This window comes from Streptomyces sp. NPDC052682 (assembly GCF_040678435.1).
Lineage (GTDB): Bacteria > Actinomycetota > Actinomycetes > Streptomycetales > Streptomycetaceae > Streptomyces.
Map to the genome: position 1 here is coordinate 15,565 of NZ_JBFATS010000011.1, position 16,187 is coordinate 31,751.

Below are 16,187 nucleotides of genomic sequence, written 5' to 3' on the forward strand. Positions count from 1 at the left end.
CCGAGGCCGTTCCCGGGGAATGCGCCCCCCTCACGCCCCCGCCGTCCGGCGGCCGAGCGGCATATGCCGCCCGCCCGCACGGGGCGGCCGAAACCACCGTGACCTGCGGCGACGGTTCGGCCGACGACAGCCGGCGGAGGCCCGCGGCACGGCAGGCTCAGGGCGGCTTCGAGGCTGCCACAAACCGCCCCATCGGGGGACGGGAACCAGACACCTCGTCAACTGCCGGACAGCGGCGAGCGTCAGAGGAACTTCGCCTTGCCCGGCCCCTCCTCCACGAAGCTGCGCATGCCCCGCTCCCGGTCCTCGGTGGCGAACAGCCCGGCGAACCAGTTGCGTTCCACGGCCAGGCCCGTCTCGATGTCGGTCTCCAGCCCCGTGTCGACCGCTTCCTTGGCCGCGCGCAGCGCCAGCGCCGGGCCCTGTGCCAGCTTCGCGGCCCAGGCGTGTGCCTGCTCGTACACCTCGGCGGCCGGGACGATCCGGTCCACCAGGCCCAGGGTCAGCGCCTCGTCGGCCCTGACCTGGCGGCCGGTGAAGATGAGGTCCTTCGCCCTGGAGGGGCCGATCAGCCGGGCCAGGCGCTGGGTGCCGCCGGCTCCCGGGATCAGGCCGAGCAGGATCTCGGGCTGCCCCAGCTTGGCGTTGTCGGCGGCGATGCGGTAGTCGGCGCACAGCGCCAGCTCGCAGCCGCCGCCCAGCGCGTACCCCGTCACCGCGGCGACGACCGGCTTGGGGATGCGGGCCACGGCGGTGAACGCCTCCTGCAGGGCGCGGGCGCGCAGGACCATCGCGGTGTGGTCCATCGCCTGCATCTCCTTGATGTCCGCGCCCGCCGCGAACACCTTCTCACCGCCGTAGATCACCACGGCGCGCACGTCCGTGCGGCGCGTGGCCTCCTCGGCGAGCTCCTTCAGCCGGTCCTGCGTGGCGACGTCCAGCGCGTTCATGGGCGGGCGGTCCAGACGCAGCGTGCCGACGCCGTCCGCCACTTCGAGATGTACGGTCATGCCCAGCAGGTTAACGGGCACTAACGCGAGCGGAACCGGTGTGCTGCCTCACAGGGAGCGCACACCGGGTCCGCGGGTCAGGCGGAGCTCACTTCTTCCAGTCGGCCCAGGACATGTTCCAGCCGTTGAGCCCGTTGTCCGGGTCGACGACGCGGTCCTTGGAGTTCTTGACGACCACCACGTCGCCGATCATGGAGTGGTTGAAGAACCAGGCGCCCGGGGCCTTCTTGTCCCAGCCGCCGCGGGTGTCGCGCAGGCCGATGCAGCCGTGGCTGGCGTTGTAGTTGCCGAAGGCGCCGCTCGCCCAGTAGTTGCCGTGGATGAAGGTGCCGGAGGTGGTCAGGCGCATGGCGTCCGGCACGTCCTTGATGTCGTACTCGCCGCCGTAGCCGACCGTCTCGCCGTTCATGCGGGTCACCTTCAGCTTCTCGCTGATGACCATCTGCCCGTTCCAGGTCTCCATGCCGGGCTGGCCGGTGGTGACGGGGATCGTCTTGATCACCTTGCCGTCCCGCATGACCTTCATCGTGAGCTTCTTGACGTCCACGACGGAGACCTGGCTGCGGCCGATGGTGAAGGAGACCCTCTTGTTCTGCTCGCCGTAGACGCCGGGACGGCCCTCGACGCCGTTCAGGTTCAGGTCGACGGTGACCTTGGTGCCCGGCTTCCAGTACTTCTCGGGGCGGAAGTCGAGACGGTCGTTGCCGAACCAGTGCCCCTCGACGTCGACGGCCGGCTCGGTCCTGATGCGGATGGCCTTCTCGACGTCGGCGGGGTGGGTGATCCCCCGGGTGAAGCGGATCGAGAACGGCATGCCGACGCCGACCTCGGAGCCGTCCTCGGGGGTGAAGGTGCCGACGAAGGTGTTCTTCGGCGTCAGGGTGGTGAACCCGGCGTCCTCCGCGGCCTTGCGGCCCTCGGAGTCCTTGGCGACCGCGTGCACCGTGTACGTCGTGGCGGCGGCCAGGTGGGTGGACGGCGTCCAGGTGGCGCCGTCCCCGGATATCTTCCCCTCGACCCTGGTGCCCTTGGCGTCCTTGACCACGACCTCGGTCAGCCGGCCCTTGGCGGCGGTCACCTTCAGCGCGCCGCTGGTGTCGACGGCCTTCGCGCCGTGCTTCGGCGCGATGCTGACGACGGCCTCGGACTGCTTGCTCCGCGCCGCGGCCGAACCGCCCGCGTTCTTCCCCTCGCCGTCCCCCGCATCCGGTCCCCCGCCACCGCCGCACGCGGTGACACCGAGCAGCACCACGCCGAGTACCAGCGCCGGCAGTCCCCCGCGCCCCCTGCCCGACGACGCCGATATCGGTCGCCCGATCTTCAAGTCCGTCTCCCCTCCCCGGGCCAGGTCAGGCCCGCACTGCGGTGCGCTCCCCGCGCACCGGCGCATCGTAACCACAAGGTCACAGGCGCCGGCGCCCCACGACTGTCACCGTTGTGTTCCAAACGCCGGCGCGGCGGCCGGGCCCCTCCCCCTCCTGCCGGATCACTTCACCGCGCTGCCCGACTTCCACGCGTTCCAGCTCATGTTCCATCCTCCGAGCCCGTTGTCGGGAGCGACTTTCTTGTCCTTGCTGTGCACGACCTCGACGATGTCCCCGACCAGGCTCCGGTCGAAGAACCAGCCCGCCGGCGTGTCCGCGCCGCCGCCCTTCACGTCGTGCAGGCCGACACAGCCGTGGCTGACGTTGGTCCGGCCGAACACGGTCTGGGGCGCCCAGTAGTTGCCGTGCAGGAAGGTGCCCGAGTCGGTCAGGCGCATGGCGTGCGGCACGTCCGGGATGTCGTACTCGCCCTTGCCGTTCTCCTTCTTGAAACCGACCGTGGCCCCGTCCATCCGGGTCAGCTCCAGCATCTCGGTGACCACCATCTTCCCGTTGTACGTGGTGGTCTTCGGTGCCCCCGCCGTGATCGGCACGGTGGCCAGCAGCCAGCCGTCCCGGCGCACCTGCATGGTGTGTTTCGCCGCGTCGACCAGGGAGACCTGGCTGCGGCCGACGGTGAAGGAGAACGTCTTGTTCTGCAGCCCGTACACCCCGCGCGCCCCCTCGACGTCCCGCAGGCGCAGGGCCACGGTGACCTTGGTGCCGGGCTTCCAGTAGTGCTGCGGGCGGAAGTCGAGCCGGGAGCGGCCGAACCAGTGCGGCCGGATCTCCACGGCCGGCTCCGCGCTGACCCGTACGGCGCGCTCCACGGCGGCGCGGCGCGCGATCTCCCGGTTGAACTCCAGCGAGACGATCATGCCGGTGCCCACCGTGGCGCGGTCCTCCGGCGTGACGTACCCGATGAACCGTTCCTTGGGGACGTACGTGGTGAACGTGGTGTGGCGGGCCGAGCGGCGCCCGAGGGCGTCCACCGCCACCGCGTCGACGGTGTACCGGGCGGCCAGCGCGAGCCGCGCCGCGGCCGGCTCCCAGCTCCGCCCGTCGGCGGAGATCCGCCCCGGCACCGGGACGTCCCGCGCGTCCTGCGAACGGACCACCTTCACCGACTCCAGCCGCCCGCCCGGCACCCGCACCCGCAGGCGCTCGCCGGGGCGTACGCCCCTGCTGCCGTCGGCGGGCGCGATGCGGATGACGTCCTCGGGGGCCGGGGCCGGCGCGCCGAACGCCCCGCCGATCCCGCCGGGACCACCGTCCGCGGTGCAGCCGGCGGCCCCGGTCAGCATCCCTGCCCATGTCACTACGACGGCCAGCGCGGCCCTCGCGCGCCGTGCGCGCCCTGCTACGTGCCTCACGAGGAGCCCAACGACGGGCCGCGTCCCCGGAAACGACCATGCCGCCCCCCGGGGAAACGTGAGTGCGAGCCACCCTCTGGGCAGAACAGTGGGGAGGACGACGCGCAGGGGAGCCGCGCCCGGAGCCGCAGGGAAAGGGCTGTACTCTCCTGTCCCCCGTCGTTCCACGAGCCGCGGGAGGCTGACAGGTGTCCAGCGCAGCCGAGCAGGAGGCGGTGGCCGGTACGCAGGCCGCCGAGAACGGGCGCCCAGCCGCCGTCGTGAGCGGCGCGCGGCGTGCCGCGCCGCCGCCCGCCGTCCCCGCGTGGCCGGGCGCGCCGACGCCGCTGGGGGCCCGCTTCCGGGCCGGTCCGGACGGGGCCGCGGGCACCAATTTCGCCCTCTGGGCGGGCGGGGCCGAGGGCGTCGAACTCTGCCTCTTCGACGAGCAGGGCAAGGAGACGCGCGTTCGGCTGACCGAACTGACGCACGAGATCTGGCACGGTTTCGTGCCGGGCGTGCTGCCCGGCCAGCGCTACGGCTACCGGGTGCACGGCCGCTGGGACCCCTGGACCGGCGCCCGCTGGAACCCCGCCAAGCTGCTGCTCGACCCGTACGCCCGTGCCGTGGACGGCGACTACACGCTCCCGGCGGAGGTGTACGGGCACGTCCGCGACTGGCCGGAACAGCACGTCGCCGACACCGTCCGGGACGACCGCGACTCGGCGCCCTTCGTCCCCAAGGGCGTCGTGGTCCACGACGACGACGACTGGTCGGACGACCGCCGCCCCAAGACCCCGTGGGCGGACTCGGTCATCTACGAGCTGCACGTGCGCGGCTTCACCAAGCTGCACCCCGGCATACCCGAGGAGCTGCGCGGCACCTACGCCGGGCTCGCGCACCCGGCCGCCATAGAGCACCTGGTCAAGCTGGGCGTGACGGCCGTGGAGCTGCTCCCGGTGCACCAGTTCGCGCACGAGGACCACCTGCTCAGGCGCGGCCTGAGGAACTACTGGGGCTACAACTCCATCGGCTACTTCGCCCCGCACGCCGCGTACGCGGCCTCCGGCACCACCGGCCAGCAGGTCGGCGAGTTCAAGCGCATGGTGCGCGCCCTGCACGCGGCCGGCATCGAGGTCATCCTCGACGTGGTCTACAACCACACGGCCGAGGCCGGCGAGCTCGGCCCGACGCTCTCCCTGAAGGGCATCGACAACCGCGGCTACTACCGCCTCCAGCCCGACGCCCGCCGCTACGCCGACTACACCGGCTGCGGCAACACCCTGCACGTCGTCCAGCCGCACGTGCTGCGCCTGATCACCGACTCGCTGCGCTACTGGGTGACCGAGATGGGCGTGGACGGCTTCCGCTTCGACCTGGCGGCCGCGCTCGCCCGCTCCATGCACGACGTCGACATGCTCTCCCCGTTCCTCGCCGTCATCGCCCAGGACCCGGTGCTGCGCCGGGTGAAGCTGATCGCCGAGCCCTGGGACATCGGCTCCGGCGGGTACCAGGTGGGCGCCTTCCCGCCCCTGTGGACGGAGTGGAACGACCGCTACCGCAACGCCGTACGCGACTTCTGGCGGCACGCCCTGCCGGACGTCCGGGAGATGGGCTACCGCCTCTCGGGCTCCAGCGACCTGTACGCCTGGGGCGGGCGGCGCCCGTACGCCTCGGTCAACTTCGTCACCGCGCACGACGGCTTCACCCTGCGTGACCTGGTGTCCTACGAGCGCAAGCACAACGAGGCCAACGGCGAGGGCAACCGCGACGGCACGAACGACAACCGCTCCTGGAACTGCGGCACCGAGGGCGAGACCGACGACGAGCACATCCGGTCCCTGCGCCGCCGCCAGCTGCGCAACCTGCTCACCACGCTGCTGCTGTCCACGGGCGTGCCCATGCTGGTCGCCGGCGACGAACTGGGCCGCACCCAGCGCGGCAACAACAACGCCTACTGCCAGGACAACGAGATCGGCTGGCTCGACTGGAGCCTGCTGGAGGACCCCGGCTGGAAGGCCCTGTTCGACCTGACCTCCCGCCTGATCGACCTGCGTCACCGGCACCCGGTGCTGCGCCGCCGGGCCTTCTTCTCCGGCCGGCCGCAGACCGCGGACGGGCTGCGCGACCTGGCCTGGTTCACCCCGCGCGGCACCGAGATGACCGAGCAGGACTGGTTCGCGCCCGCGGCCACCCTCGGGATGTACCTCTCGGGCCGGGACATCCCGGGCCGTGACGAGCGCGGCGACCAGATCCTCGACGACAGCTTTCTCGCCGTGCTGCACGCCGGTGAGCGGCCGGTCGGCTTCCTGCTGCCCGGGCCGCCGTGGGCGGAGCGGTACGAGGTGATCGTCGACACCAGCCGGGAGGAGCAGGCGCGGACGCCGGGCGTGACACACCCGGCGGGCACGGAGATCACCGTGCCGGCGCGGTCGGTGCTGCTGCTGAGGGTGGCCGGGTGAGGCGACCGGCCGGGACGCCGCCGGCTGCGCGACCCGTGTGGGGCGCTCATCGGGTGAATCGGGTGTTTTCCGCAGCGATCCTCCTTAAATGGTGCGGGTGACGCACCCCTCCCGAATCACCCGCACCCTGCTCGCGGCCGCGGGTCTGGCCGCCCTGGCCGCCTGCGGCGCCGACACGCCGAACCCGGCTGCCGAGGCCACCCGGGCGGCCGTGCCCGCCCCGGTCGAGAAGAAGCCCGTCGACGGGCTGCCCGGCATGCCGCCCGTCCTCGACCCCGAGGACGTCTACGCCGCCGACCGTCCCGGCAAGCTGTCCCCGGTGGTCAAAGACTTCCCGTCCCGGATCTACGTCCCCAACACCGGGTCCGACACGGTCTCCGTCATCGACCCGACGACGTACGAGACCATCGACACGATCCCCGTGGGACGCCAGCCGCAGCACGTGGTCCCCTCCTGGGACCTGAAGACCCTGTGGGTCAACAACAACCGCGGCCACACCCTCACCCCCATCGACCCGAGGACGGGCAAGGCGGGCAAGCCGGTCCAGGTGCACGACCCGTACAACCTGTACTTCACGCCCAACGGCAGGTACGCGGTCGTCATGGCCTCCCTCGACCGTGAACTCGTCTTCCGCGACCCGCACACCATGAAGGTCAAAAAGACCGTCCCGGTCGGCTGTTACGGCGTCAACCACGCCGACTTCTCCCTGGACGGCCGCTACTTCATCGTCTCCTGCGAGTTCAGCGGCGAGCTGCTCAAGGTCGACACCGAGAAGATGGAGGTCGTCGCGCAGCAGAAGCTGCCGTTCGAGGGCGCCATGCCGCAGGACGTGAAGGTCTCGCCGGACGGCAAGCGGTTCTACGTCGCCGACATGACGGCCCACGGCATGTGGGTCCTGGACGGCGACCGGTTCACCGAGCCGACCCTGCTGCCCACCGGCAAGGGCTGCCACGGCCTGTACATCAGCCGCGACTCCCGCGAGATGTACATCTCCAACCGGGGCGAGGGAACCGTCTCCGTCTTCGACTTCACCCGGAACAGGCTGACGAAGAAGTGGCGCCTGCCCGACGGCGGCAGCCCCGACATGGGCGGCGTCTCCGCCGACGGCAAGGTGCTGTGGCTCTCCGGCCGCTACGACGCCGAGGTGTACGCCCTCGACACCCGCACCGGCACCCAGCTCGCCCGCATCCCCGTCGGCAGCGGCCCCCACGGCCTGGCCGTCTACCCCCAGCCGGGCCGCTACTCGCTCGGCCACACCGGCGTCTTCCGCTGACGGACCGCAGGACGCGCAAGCGCGCCGCGGTCCGCCGGAGGTCAGCGGGCAGGCCTGAGCAGCACCTCCGCGCCCACGGGCCGGTAACCGGCCGCCTGGAACGCCCGCGCGCTGCGGGCGTTCCCCGGCGACACCTGCGCCCACACCGGCTCGGCGACCAGGTGCCGGGCCGCCGCCACCAGCGCCCGCCCGAGCCCCCGCTGCCGCGCCGCCTGCGCCACCTCCACCGACACCTCCAGCCGCCCGGCGACCCCGCGCCCGAGCACCAGCACCCCGCCGTCCGCCCGCCACGCCCGCACGTCGTCGCGCCGCGCGCGGGCGTAGGCGATCCGCGGATGGCCGGGGTCCTCGATCCTCTCCAGCCCGAGCGGCGGCTCCCCCGGCAGCGGGGAGCCGACCAGCAGCGCGTCGACGGTCTCGCACACCCGGCCCGTCCGCGCCATGAAGGCCGCCAGGAACCGGGGGTTCATCGTCGCGGCCAGAGGATCGCAGTCCAGCGAGCGCAAGGTGGCGTACACCCACGCGGGGTCCTCGTCGGTGAAGACCACCGAGTGCGCCGTGAAGGCCAGCACCCCCGCGTCCCGGGCAGAGGGCTGCGGCACGACCGTCGTGGCGCCGTCCGCCGGCGGGAACACGCCCCGCCCCGCCGCGTCGACCACGTTCCGCAGGGTCCGCGCCACCGCCCGCTCCTTGTGTCTCCACCCGCTGGAAGGCCCAGACTCGCAGACATGACCGACGACGGCACCGCAGTTCTCACCATCGGCGAGCTGGCCCGCGCCACCGGACTGACCGTGCGCACCATCCGGTACTGGTCCGACGAGGGCGTGCTGACCCCGGTGGCCCGCTCCCCGGGCGGCTACCGGCTCTACGACGCCGAGTCCGCGGCCCGCCTGGAACTGATCCGCACCTTGCGCGAACTGGGCCTGGGCCTGGACGACGTGCGTACGGTGCTGGCCGGCGAGCGGACCGTGGCGGAGGTCGCCGCGGCGCACGGGGCGGCGCTGGACACGCAGATCCGCTCACTCAAGGTGACCAGAGCGGTGCTGTCGATCGTGGCGGAACGCGGTTCCAGTGCCGAGGAGACGACGCTCATGCACCAGCTGGCGCGGCTGTCCGCCGCCGAACGGCAGCGGATCATGGAGGAGTTCGTGGAGGAGACCCTGCAGGGGCTCGACACCGTCGACCCGGAGATCCGGCAACGGATGCGGCGCATCACGGTCGACCTCGCGGACGACCCGACGCCCAGGGAGATCGACGCCTGGGTCGAGCTGGCGGAGATGCTCCAGGACCCCGCCTTCCGCGCGCAGATGCGCCGGGCGGCCGAGTTCAACGCCGCCGACCGGACGCCCCATACACCCCCCGGGCAGGCCCTGCGGTTCGCCGGACGCCTGGTGGAGCTGGTCGGCCCGGCGCGCGAGCGGGGCGTCGGCCCGGGGGACCGAGAGGCGCAGGAGGTGCTGCGGGAGCTGCTGGGGGACGCCGACCGGGCCGCCGTACGGGAGCGCATGACGGCCGGGTTCAACGACCGGGTCGCCCGCTTCCGGGAGCTGCTGGCCCTCGTGAACCGGCAACCGGCACCCCCGCACGCCGAGGACTTCGCCTGGGTGGTCGCCGCGCTGGAGCTGCGGGCGGGCGGTTAATCTGGCCTCCGTCAGTCAGACGCCGAAGAGCGAAAAGTACGAGTTGAGGGGCGGATCGGTGGCGGACATCGAGGAAGCACGCAAGCAGTTCGAGCGGATCGATACGGACGGTGACGGTTTCATCACCGCTGCCGAGTTCAAGACCGCCCTGGCCCAGGAGGGCGACTGGAACGTCACCGAGTCGGTCGCGGAGGTCCTCATCAAGACCCGCGACCTCAACGGCGACAAGGTGCTGTCGTTCGACGAGTTCTGGGCCTACCTGAACAAGTGACGCACAGAAGGGGGCCCGGACCGGGCCCCCTTTGTGCGCCGGCCCGGAATAGCGGGCGGACGGGCGGGGTTGACGCCGAGCGCAACTACATGCGCATGCATCTACCCCGGAAGGGCCTGTCATGAAGATCGGCATCATCGGCGCGGGCAACATCGGCGGCAACCTCACCCGGCGGCTCACCGCCCTCGGTCACGAGGTCGCCGTCGCCAACTCCCGTGGTCCGCACACCCTCACCGCCCTGGCCGAGGAGACCGGCGCCCGGCCGGTGACGGTGCAGGAGGCGGCCCGCGGCGCCGAGGTCGTGGTGATCGCCATCCCGGTGAAGGCGGTCCCGGACCTGCCCCAGGGCTTCCTCGACGAGGCGGCCGACGGCGTGGCGGTCATCGACACCGGCAACTACTACCCCCGGCAGCGCGACGGCAGGATCGCGGCGATCGAGGACGAGGGCCTGACCGAGAGCCGCTGGACGGAACGGCAGATCGGGCACCCCGTCATCAAGGCCTTCAACGGCACCTACGCCCAGGACATCCTGGACCGCCCCCGCCCGGCCGGCGACCCCGACCGCCTGGCCCTGCCGGTGGCCGGCGACGACGAGGCCGCCAAGCGCAAGGTACGGGCCCTGATCGACGAACTGGGCTTCGACACCGTCGACGCGGGCGGCATCGACGACTCCTGGCGCCAGCAGCCCGACACCCCGGTCTACGGTCTGCGGGCCGGCGTGGCAGAGGTCACCCAGGCCCTGGCGCAGGCGTCCCCGGAACGCAAGCCGGAGCTGCGGGCGTAGGCGCGCCCCACAGGACCGGCGCCCGGCGGCCCGGGGGCCACCCTGGCCCCGGGCTCCCGACTTCCGTACGGTGGGGGACACCGCAGCCCGGAGCCCAGGGGGGACCACCGTGACGGCAACGGACGCACTGCCCCGCATCGATGTGCACACCACCGACATCGCCGCCCCGCCCGACGCCGTCTGGCACGCCCTGTCCACCACCCTGGACCGCTCCTTCGGCGGCCCGGCGGCGGCGCGTTACGCCCGTCTGGTCGGCTGCCGCGACCACACCGTGTCGGGCCCCCGCCCGCTGGCCGAGGGCTCGGCGCTGCCCGGCTTCCACGTCACCACCGCCGACCCGGGCCGCACCCTGGCCCTCCAGGGCGCCCACCGCTTCTCGGCCTACGCCCTGACCTTCCGCATCGAGGAAGGCGCCCCCGGCCGCTGCCGCCTGCACGCCGAGACGCGGGCGGCCTTCCCCGGCCCGCTCGGCGCCCTCTACCGCACCCTGGTCATCACCCCGGGCGCCCACGCGCGGCTCACGCGCCGGTTGCTGGCGGGGGTGCGCGGACGGGCCGAGCGCATCCGGTGAGGCGGCAGGGTCAGGCGCTGCCCGCCCACTCCCGCAGCGCCGCCTCGCTCGCGAAGTCGGCCACGTTCTGGTCCAGCGGATCGTCCGTGTACTGGTGGAAACGCCACCTGGCCTTGATGCGGGGCTTGCCCGCACCGACGTAGTCGGCGATCCACAGGCCGTCGCCCGCGTAGGACGTGGTGTCGATGTCGAGCCAGAAGGTCCTGTTGCAGTAGAGCACGACCCGGTTGTCCGGCCGTAACGCCTTCACCTTGCGGAGGAAGCGGTCCTTCTCGGCGTTGCTCGCATGGGTCCCGGCGCCGGTCGTCTCCCAGTCGACGGCGAGGATGTCGCCGGGCCGGTCCGGAGCCTTGCCGGCGAAGTACTCGGCCTGGGCCGTGAGGTGGCCCGGCCACAGGAAGTGGTAGAAGCCGACGACCAGTCCGGCGTCGCGGGCCCGCTCGGTCTGGGCGGACAGCTTGGGATTGACGTACGAACGGCCCTCCGTCGCCTTGACGAAGACGAAGGAGAGGCCGTCGGTGTCGTAGGTGGAGGACTGGTAGGCGCTGACGTCGATACCGCGGAGCATCGGCACTCCCTGAACGGCCGTGGGGGGACGGGAGTGGGATGATGCCCGGCTCAGGCCGGGCCACGCGCGGGCTCGTTCAGCATTCGATGATGTTCACGGCCAGCCCGCCCCGGGCCGTCTCCTTGTACTTCACCGACATGTCCGCGCCGGTGTCCTTCATCGTCTTGATGACCTTGTCGAGGGACACCTTGTGGGAGCCGTCGCCGCGCATCGCCATGCGGGCGGCCGTGACGGCCTTGACCGCGGCCATGCCGTTGCGTTCGATGCACGGGATCTGGACGAGACCGCCGACCGGGTCACAGGTCAGGCCGAGGTTGTGTTCCATGCCGATCTCGGCGGCGTTCTCGACCTGTTCGGGCGTGCCGCCCAGCACCTCGGCGAGGGCGCCCGCCGCCATGGAGCAGGCGGAGCCGACCTCGCCCTGGCAGCCGACCTCGGCGCCGGAGATGGAGGCGTTCTCCTTGAAGAGCATGCCGATGGCCCCGGCGGCCAGCAGGAACCGCACGACACCCTCCTCGTCGGCGCCGGGCACGAAGTTCATGTAGTAGTGCAGCACCGCCGGGATGATGCCGGCCGCGCCGTTCGTCGGGGCGGTGACGACCCGGCCGCCGGCCGCGTTCTCCTCGTTCACGGCCATCGCGTAGAGGGTGATCCACTCCATGGCGAGGGCCTTCGGGTCGCCTTCCGAGCGCAGTTTGCGCGCGGTGTTCGCGGCGCGGCGGCGCACCTTCAGACCGCCCGGCAGGATGCCCTCGCGGGACATGCCGCGGGCCACGCAGGACTGCATCACGCCCCAGATCTCCAGCAGGCCCGCGCGGATCTCCTCCTCCGTGCGCCAGGCCCGCTCGTTCTCAAGCATCAGCGCGGAGATGGACAGGCCCGTCTCCTTCGTCAGGCGCAGCAGCTCGTCGCCCGTGCGGAAGGGGTACTTCAGGACCGTGTCGTCCAGCTTGATGCGGTCCGCGCCGACCGCGTCCTCGTCGACGACGAACCCGCCGCCCACCGAGTAGTACGTCTTCGTCAGGAGTTCGGCGCCCTGGGCGTCGTACGCCCACAGGGTCATGCCGTTGGCGTGGTAGGGCAGGGCCTTGCGGCGGTGCAGGACCAGGTCCTGGTCGAAGTCGAAGGCGATCTCGCGCTCGCCGAGGAGCCGGAGCCGGCCGCCGGCCTTGATGGCCTCGACCCGGTCGTCCGCCGTCTCCACGTCGACCGTGCGCGGTGAGTCGCCCTCCAGGCCGAGCAGGACCGCCTTGGGGGTGCCGTGCCCGTGGCCGGTCGCGCCGAGCGAGCCGTACAGCTCGGACCGTACGGAGGCGACCCGGTCCAGCAGTCCCTCGTTGCGCAGGCGCCGGGCGAACATGCGGGCCGCCCGCATCGGGCCCACCGTGTGGGAGCTGGACGGGCCGATGCCGATCGAGAACAGGTCGAAGACCGAGATGGCCACGGGGGGACTCCTCAATGCGGGGTGGTGCGAGGGTGGTGCGGTGCTGCCGGGGGCGGGGCACCGAGGTCGTCGGTGCCCCGCCGCCCGGTCACTTCTTCAGGTCGGGGTAGAGCGGGTGCTTGTCCGCGAGCGCCTTGACCCGGGCCCTGAGCGCCTGGGCGTCGGCCTCCGCGAAGGGGGAGGGAGCCTTCAGCGCCTCGGCGATGACGTCCGCGACCTCGGCGAAGTCCTCGGCGGTGAAGCCGCGGGTCGCCAGGGCGGGCGTGCCGATCCTGAGGCCAGAGGTCACCATCGGCGGACGCGGGTCGTTCGGGATCGCGTTGCGGTTGACGGTGATGCCGATCTCGTGGAGCCGGTCCTCGGCCTGCTGCCCGTCCAGTTCCGAGTCGCGCAGGTCCACCAGGACCAGGTGCACGTCGGTGCCGCCGGACAGCACCGAGACGCCGTGCTCGGCGACGTCGTCCTTGACCAGGCGTTCGGCGAGGATGCGCGCGCCCTCCAGGGTACGGCGCTGCCGCTCCTTGAAGTCCTCGCTCGCCGCCACCTTGAAGGCGACCGCCTTGGCCGCGATCACATGCTCCAGCGGGCCGCCCTGCTGACCGGGGAAGACGGCGGAGTTGATCTTCTTGGCGAGTTCGGCGGTGGACAGGATCACACCGCCGCGCGGGCCGCCCAGCGTCTTGTGGGTGGTGGTGGTGACCACGTGCGCGTGCGGGACGGGGTTGGGGTGCAGTCCGGCCGCCACCAGACCCGCGAAGTGCGCCATGTCGACCATCAGGTACGCGCCGACCTCGTCGGCGATCCGGCGGAACGCGGCGAAGTCCAGCTGCCGCGGGTAGGCGGACCAGCCGGCCACGATCAGCTTGGGCCTGGCCTCCTTGGCGAGGCGCTCGACCTCGGCCATGTCGACCCGGCCGTCGTCACCGACGTGGTAGGCGACGACGTCGTACAGCTTGCCGGAGAAGTTGATCTTCATACCGTGGGTCAGGTGCCCGCCGTGCGCGAGGTTCAGACCCATGATCGTGTCGCCCGGCTTGAGCAGCGCGAACATCGCGGCCGCGTTGGCCTGGGCGCCCGAGTGCGGCTGCACGTTGGCGTGCTCGGCGCCGAACAGCTCCTTGACCCGGTCGATCGCGATCTGCTCGACCACGTCGACGTGCTCGCAGCCGCCGTAGTAGCGGCGGCCCGGGTAGCCCTCGGCGTACTTGTTGGTCAGGACCGAGCCCTGCGCCTCCATCACCGCCACCGGCGCGAAGTTCTCCGAGGCGATCATCTCCAGGGTGGACTGCTGGCGGTGCAGCTCGGCGTCGACCGCGGCGGCCACGGCCGGGTCGAGCTCGTGCAGCGGCGTGTGCAGAACGGACGTCATGGACGGGCTCCTCAGCCGGCGATGTGGGCGTCGTACTCGTCGGCGGAGAGCAGGTCGGCCGGCTCGTCCGTGACGCGCACCTTGAACAGCCAGCCGCCCTCGAAGGGGGCCGAGTTCACCAGCGACGGGTCGTTCACCACGTCCTCGTTGACCTCGGTGACCTCACCGGAGACCGGGGAGTACAGGTCGGACACCGACTTGGTCGACTCCAGCTCGCCGCAGGTCTCGCCCGCGGTCACGGTGGCGCCGACCTCCGGGAGCTGGACGAAGACCACATCGCCGAGCGCGTTGGCCGCGTGCTCCGTGATGCCGACCGTCGCGACGCCGTCCTCGGCGGCCGACAGCCACTCGTGCTCCTTGCTGTAACGCAGCTGCTGGGGGTTGCTCATGGCCTGAATTCTCCTGTACGCGGGGGTGTGCTGGTGACGGGGGACTGCGGAAACCGCTGGTGAGCAGCGTGCGGGTGGGCGCGGTCGCACGCCGGACCGCGCGTCAAGTGTCTACTTCTGGCGCGTGTAGAACGGCAGCGCCACGACCCTGTACGGCTCGTGGGTGCCCCGGATGTCCACGGCGACGCCCGGTGTGCCCGGGGCGGCGTGCGCCGCGTCGACGTACGCCATCGCGATCGGCTTGCCGAGGGTGGGGGAGGGGGCGCCGGAGGTGACCTCGCCGATCACCTCGCCGCCGGCGACCACGGCGTACCCGGCGCGCGGCACACGGCGGCCCTGGGCGACCAGGCCGACCAGGACCCGCGGGGGGTTCTCCTGGGCGCGGGCGGCGGCCTGCTCCAGGGCCGCGCGGCCCACGAAGTCGCCCTCCTTGTCGAACTTCACCACCCGGCCGAGCCCGGCGTCGAAGGGGGTGAGCTCGGTGGTCAGCTCGTGCCCGTACAGCGGCATGCCCGCCTCCAGGCGCAGGGTGTCCCGGCAGGACAGCCCGCACGGCACCAGGCCCACGCCCTCGCCGGCCTTCGTCAGCGCCTGCCACAGCTCCACGGCGTGCGCCGGCTCGACGAACAGCTCGAAGCCGTCCTCGCCGGTGTAACCGGTACGGGCGATCAGCGCGGGCACGCCGGCGACGGTCCCGGGCAGCCCGGCGTAGTACTTCAGCCCGTCGAGGTCGGCGTCGGTGAGGGTCTTGAGGATCCCGGGGGACTGCGGACCCTGGACCGCGATGAGGGCGTAGTTGTCCCGGTCGTCGCGCACCTCGGCGTCGAAGCCGGCGGAGCGGTCCACGAGCGCGTCCAGGACGGCCTGGGCGTTGGAGGCGTTGGCCACCACCATGTACTCGGTCTGAGCCAGACGGTAGACGATCAGGTCGTCCAGGATGCCGCCGTCCTCGCGGCAGATCATGGTGTAGCGGGCGCGGCCGGGCTTGACGGCGCCGATGTTGCCGACCAGGGCGTAATCCAGCAGCGCGGCGGCCTGCGGGCCGGTGACGGTGATCTCGCCCATGTGGGAGAGGTCGAACAGCCCCGCCCGGGTGCGCACCGCGAGGTGCTCCTCGCGCTCCGAGCCGTACCGCAGGGGCATGTCCCAGCCGGCGAAGTCGGTCATCGTCGCGCCGAGCGAGCGATGCACGGCATCGAGCGCGGTGTGGCGGAGTTCAGTACTGCTCATCGGTCGGTCGTCTCCCAGGGCGTGAACGCAAAGGACGGGCGAGGAAAGGTCCTCCGCAGAGGAACGTCCTCCCCATCTGTCATCGGAACCTGAGAGGTTCGCCACGACCGCCACAGGGACGATCGGGGCTTGCACCTTGGGTGGGACCGCCGTGCGGGCGGCCCGCTTTTCAGATGTGCCTCGCCCGCGCGGTAACGGGGCCTGAGAGATTCAAGGGAGGGACTTGCTCCTTCGGCGCCCCAGCTGACGTGCTGGGAACTCTCCCGCGCGGATTCAAACGGCCGGTATGCAGTTGGCGGGCTCATCATTGCACGCATCTCTCCGGCGCGGCAGGGGGACCTTCCACAGGGAGCGCACAGGGTGCGCAGCCGGTCACAGCGGGCTGTAGCGCGCCTGTTGCCAAAACGCACACAAACGCGGAACGTCCCGCATTACCTTCTCTTTACACTCGGCGGGGATG

Annotated in this window: 15 protein-coding genes and 1 riboswitch; of the genes, 6 read left to right on the forward strand and 9 right to left on the reverse strand. The window is 71.8% G+C overall.

The annotated features are described in order from the left end of the window. Positions 1-242 precede the first annotated feature (242 nt). The 3 genes from AB0K80_RS18630 to AB0K80_RS18640 form a co-directional block, all read right to left on the reverse strand. Entirely contained in the window at positions 243-1,010 is a 768-nt protein-coding gene (locus AB0K80_RS18630; protein WP_365670874.1) for an enoyl-CoA hydratase-related protein, read from the reverse strand. An 88-nt stretch (positions 1,011-1,098) separates the two neighbouring features. Then, positions 1,099-2,328, reverse strand: coding sequence for an Ig-like domain-containing protein (locus AB0K80_RS18635; protein ID WP_365671360.1), 1,230 nt, complete (start codon positions 2,326-2,328; stop codon positions 1,099-1,101). A gap of 168 nt (positions 2,329-2,496) precedes the next feature. Continuing rightward, the gene (locus AB0K80_RS18640) at positions 2,497-3,747 is read right to left on the reverse strand and encodes an Ig-like domain-containing protein (RefSeq protein ID WP_365670877.1); all 1,251 of its coding nucleotides are present in this window, start codon (positions 3,745-3,747) and stop codon (positions 2,497-2,499) included. 188 nt (positions 3,748-3,935) lie between these two features. Here AB0K80_RS18640 and glgX point away from each other — a divergent pair, with 188 nt between their 5' ends. Next, on the forward strand, positions 3,936-6,188 hold the full coding sequence (glgX, locus tag AB0K80_RS18645) for a glycogen debranching protein GlgX (protein ID WP_365670879.1): 2,253 nt from the start codon (positions 3,936-3,938) through the stop codon (positions 6,186-6,188). Positions 6,189-6,276: 88 nt separating this feature from the next. Further along, positions 6,277-7,461: a PQQ-binding-like beta-propeller repeat protein gene (locus AB0K80_RS18650; protein WP_365670881.1), complete on the forward strand. Its 1,185-nt coding sequence runs from the start codon at positions 6,277-6,279 to the stop codon at positions 7,459-7,461. 41 nt (positions 7,462-7,502) lie between these two features. On the opposite strand, the gene AB0K80_RS18655 is transcribed toward AB0K80_RS18650, so the two are convergent. Next, complete coding sequence (locus AB0K80_RS18655; RefSeq protein WP_365670883.1) at positions 7,503-8,141, reverse strand: GNAT family N-acetyltransferase; 639 nt, start codon at positions 8,139-8,141, stop codon at positions 7,503-7,505. 48 nt (positions 8,142-8,189) lie between these two features. Here AB0K80_RS18655 and AB0K80_RS18660 point away from each other — a divergent pair, with 48 nt between their 5' ends. From AB0K80_RS18660 to AB0K80_RS18675, 4 genes are all read left to right on the forward strand, one after another. Next, entirely contained in the window at positions 8,190-9,101 is a 912-nt protein-coding gene (locus tag AB0K80_RS18660) for a MerR family transcriptional regulator (RefSeq protein ID WP_365670885.1), read from the forward strand. A 58-nt stretch (positions 9,102-9,159) separates the two neighbouring features. Beyond that, entirely contained in the window at positions 9,160-9,372 is a 213-nt protein-coding gene (locus AB0K80_RS18665; RefSeq protein WP_365670887.1) for an EF-hand domain-containing protein, read from the forward strand. 121 nt (positions 9,373-9,493) lie between these two features. Beyond that, a complete protein-coding gene (locus AB0K80_RS18670; RefSeq protein ID WP_365670888.1) occupies positions 9,494-10,156 on the forward strand; it encodes an NAD(P)-binding domain-containing protein in 663 nt (220 codons plus the stop codon). A 109-nt stretch (positions 10,157-10,265) separates the two neighbouring features. Then, complete coding sequence (locus AB0K80_RS18675; protein ID WP_365670890.1) at positions 10,266-10,727, forward strand: SRPBCC family protein; 462 nt, start codon at positions 10,266-10,268, stop codon at positions 10,725-10,727. A gap of 10 nt (positions 10,728-10,737) precedes the next feature. Here the strand turns inward: AB0K80_RS18675 and AB0K80_RS18680 are convergent, their stop codons facing one another. The 5 genes from AB0K80_RS18680 to gcvT all read right to left on the reverse strand — a co-directional run bounded on the left by AB0K80_RS18680 (position 10,738) and on the right by gcvT (position 15,727). Next, a complete protein-coding gene (locus AB0K80_RS18680; RefSeq protein ID WP_365670893.1) occupies positions 10,738-11,295 on the reverse strand; it encodes a glycoside hydrolase family 25 protein in 558 nt (185 codons plus the stop codon). Positions 11,296-11,371: 76 nt separating this feature from the next. Continuing rightward, positions 11,372-12,739, reverse strand: coding sequence for an L-serine ammonia-lyase (locus tag AB0K80_RS18685; protein WP_365670895.1), 1,368 nt, complete (start codon positions 12,737-12,739; stop codon positions 11,372-11,374). An 88-nt stretch (positions 12,740-12,827) separates the two neighbouring features. Continuing rightward, complete coding sequence (gene glyA, locus AB0K80_RS18690) at positions 12,828-14,108, reverse strand: serine hydroxymethyltransferase (protein ID WP_365670898.1); 1,281 nt, start codon at positions 14,106-14,108, stop codon at positions 12,828-12,830. An 11-nt stretch (positions 14,109-14,119) separates the two neighbouring features. Continuing rightward, positions 14,120-14,497, reverse strand: coding sequence for a glycine cleavage system protein GcvH (gene gcvH / locus AB0K80_RS18695; RefSeq protein WP_365670900.1), 378 nt, complete (start codon positions 14,495-14,497; stop codon positions 14,120-14,122). A 111-nt stretch (positions 14,498-14,608) separates the two neighbouring features. Then, complete coding sequence (gene gcvT, locus AB0K80_RS18700; RefSeq protein WP_365670902.1) at positions 14,609-15,727, reverse strand: glycine cleavage system aminomethyltransferase GcvT; 1,119 nt, start codon at positions 15,725-15,727, stop codon at positions 14,609-14,611. A 179-nt stretch (positions 15,728-15,906) separates the two neighbouring features. Continuing rightward, a riboswitch (glycine riboswitch) is annotated at positions 15,907-16,003 on the reverse strand. Between the last annotated feature and the right edge of the window lie 184 nt (positions 16,004-16,187).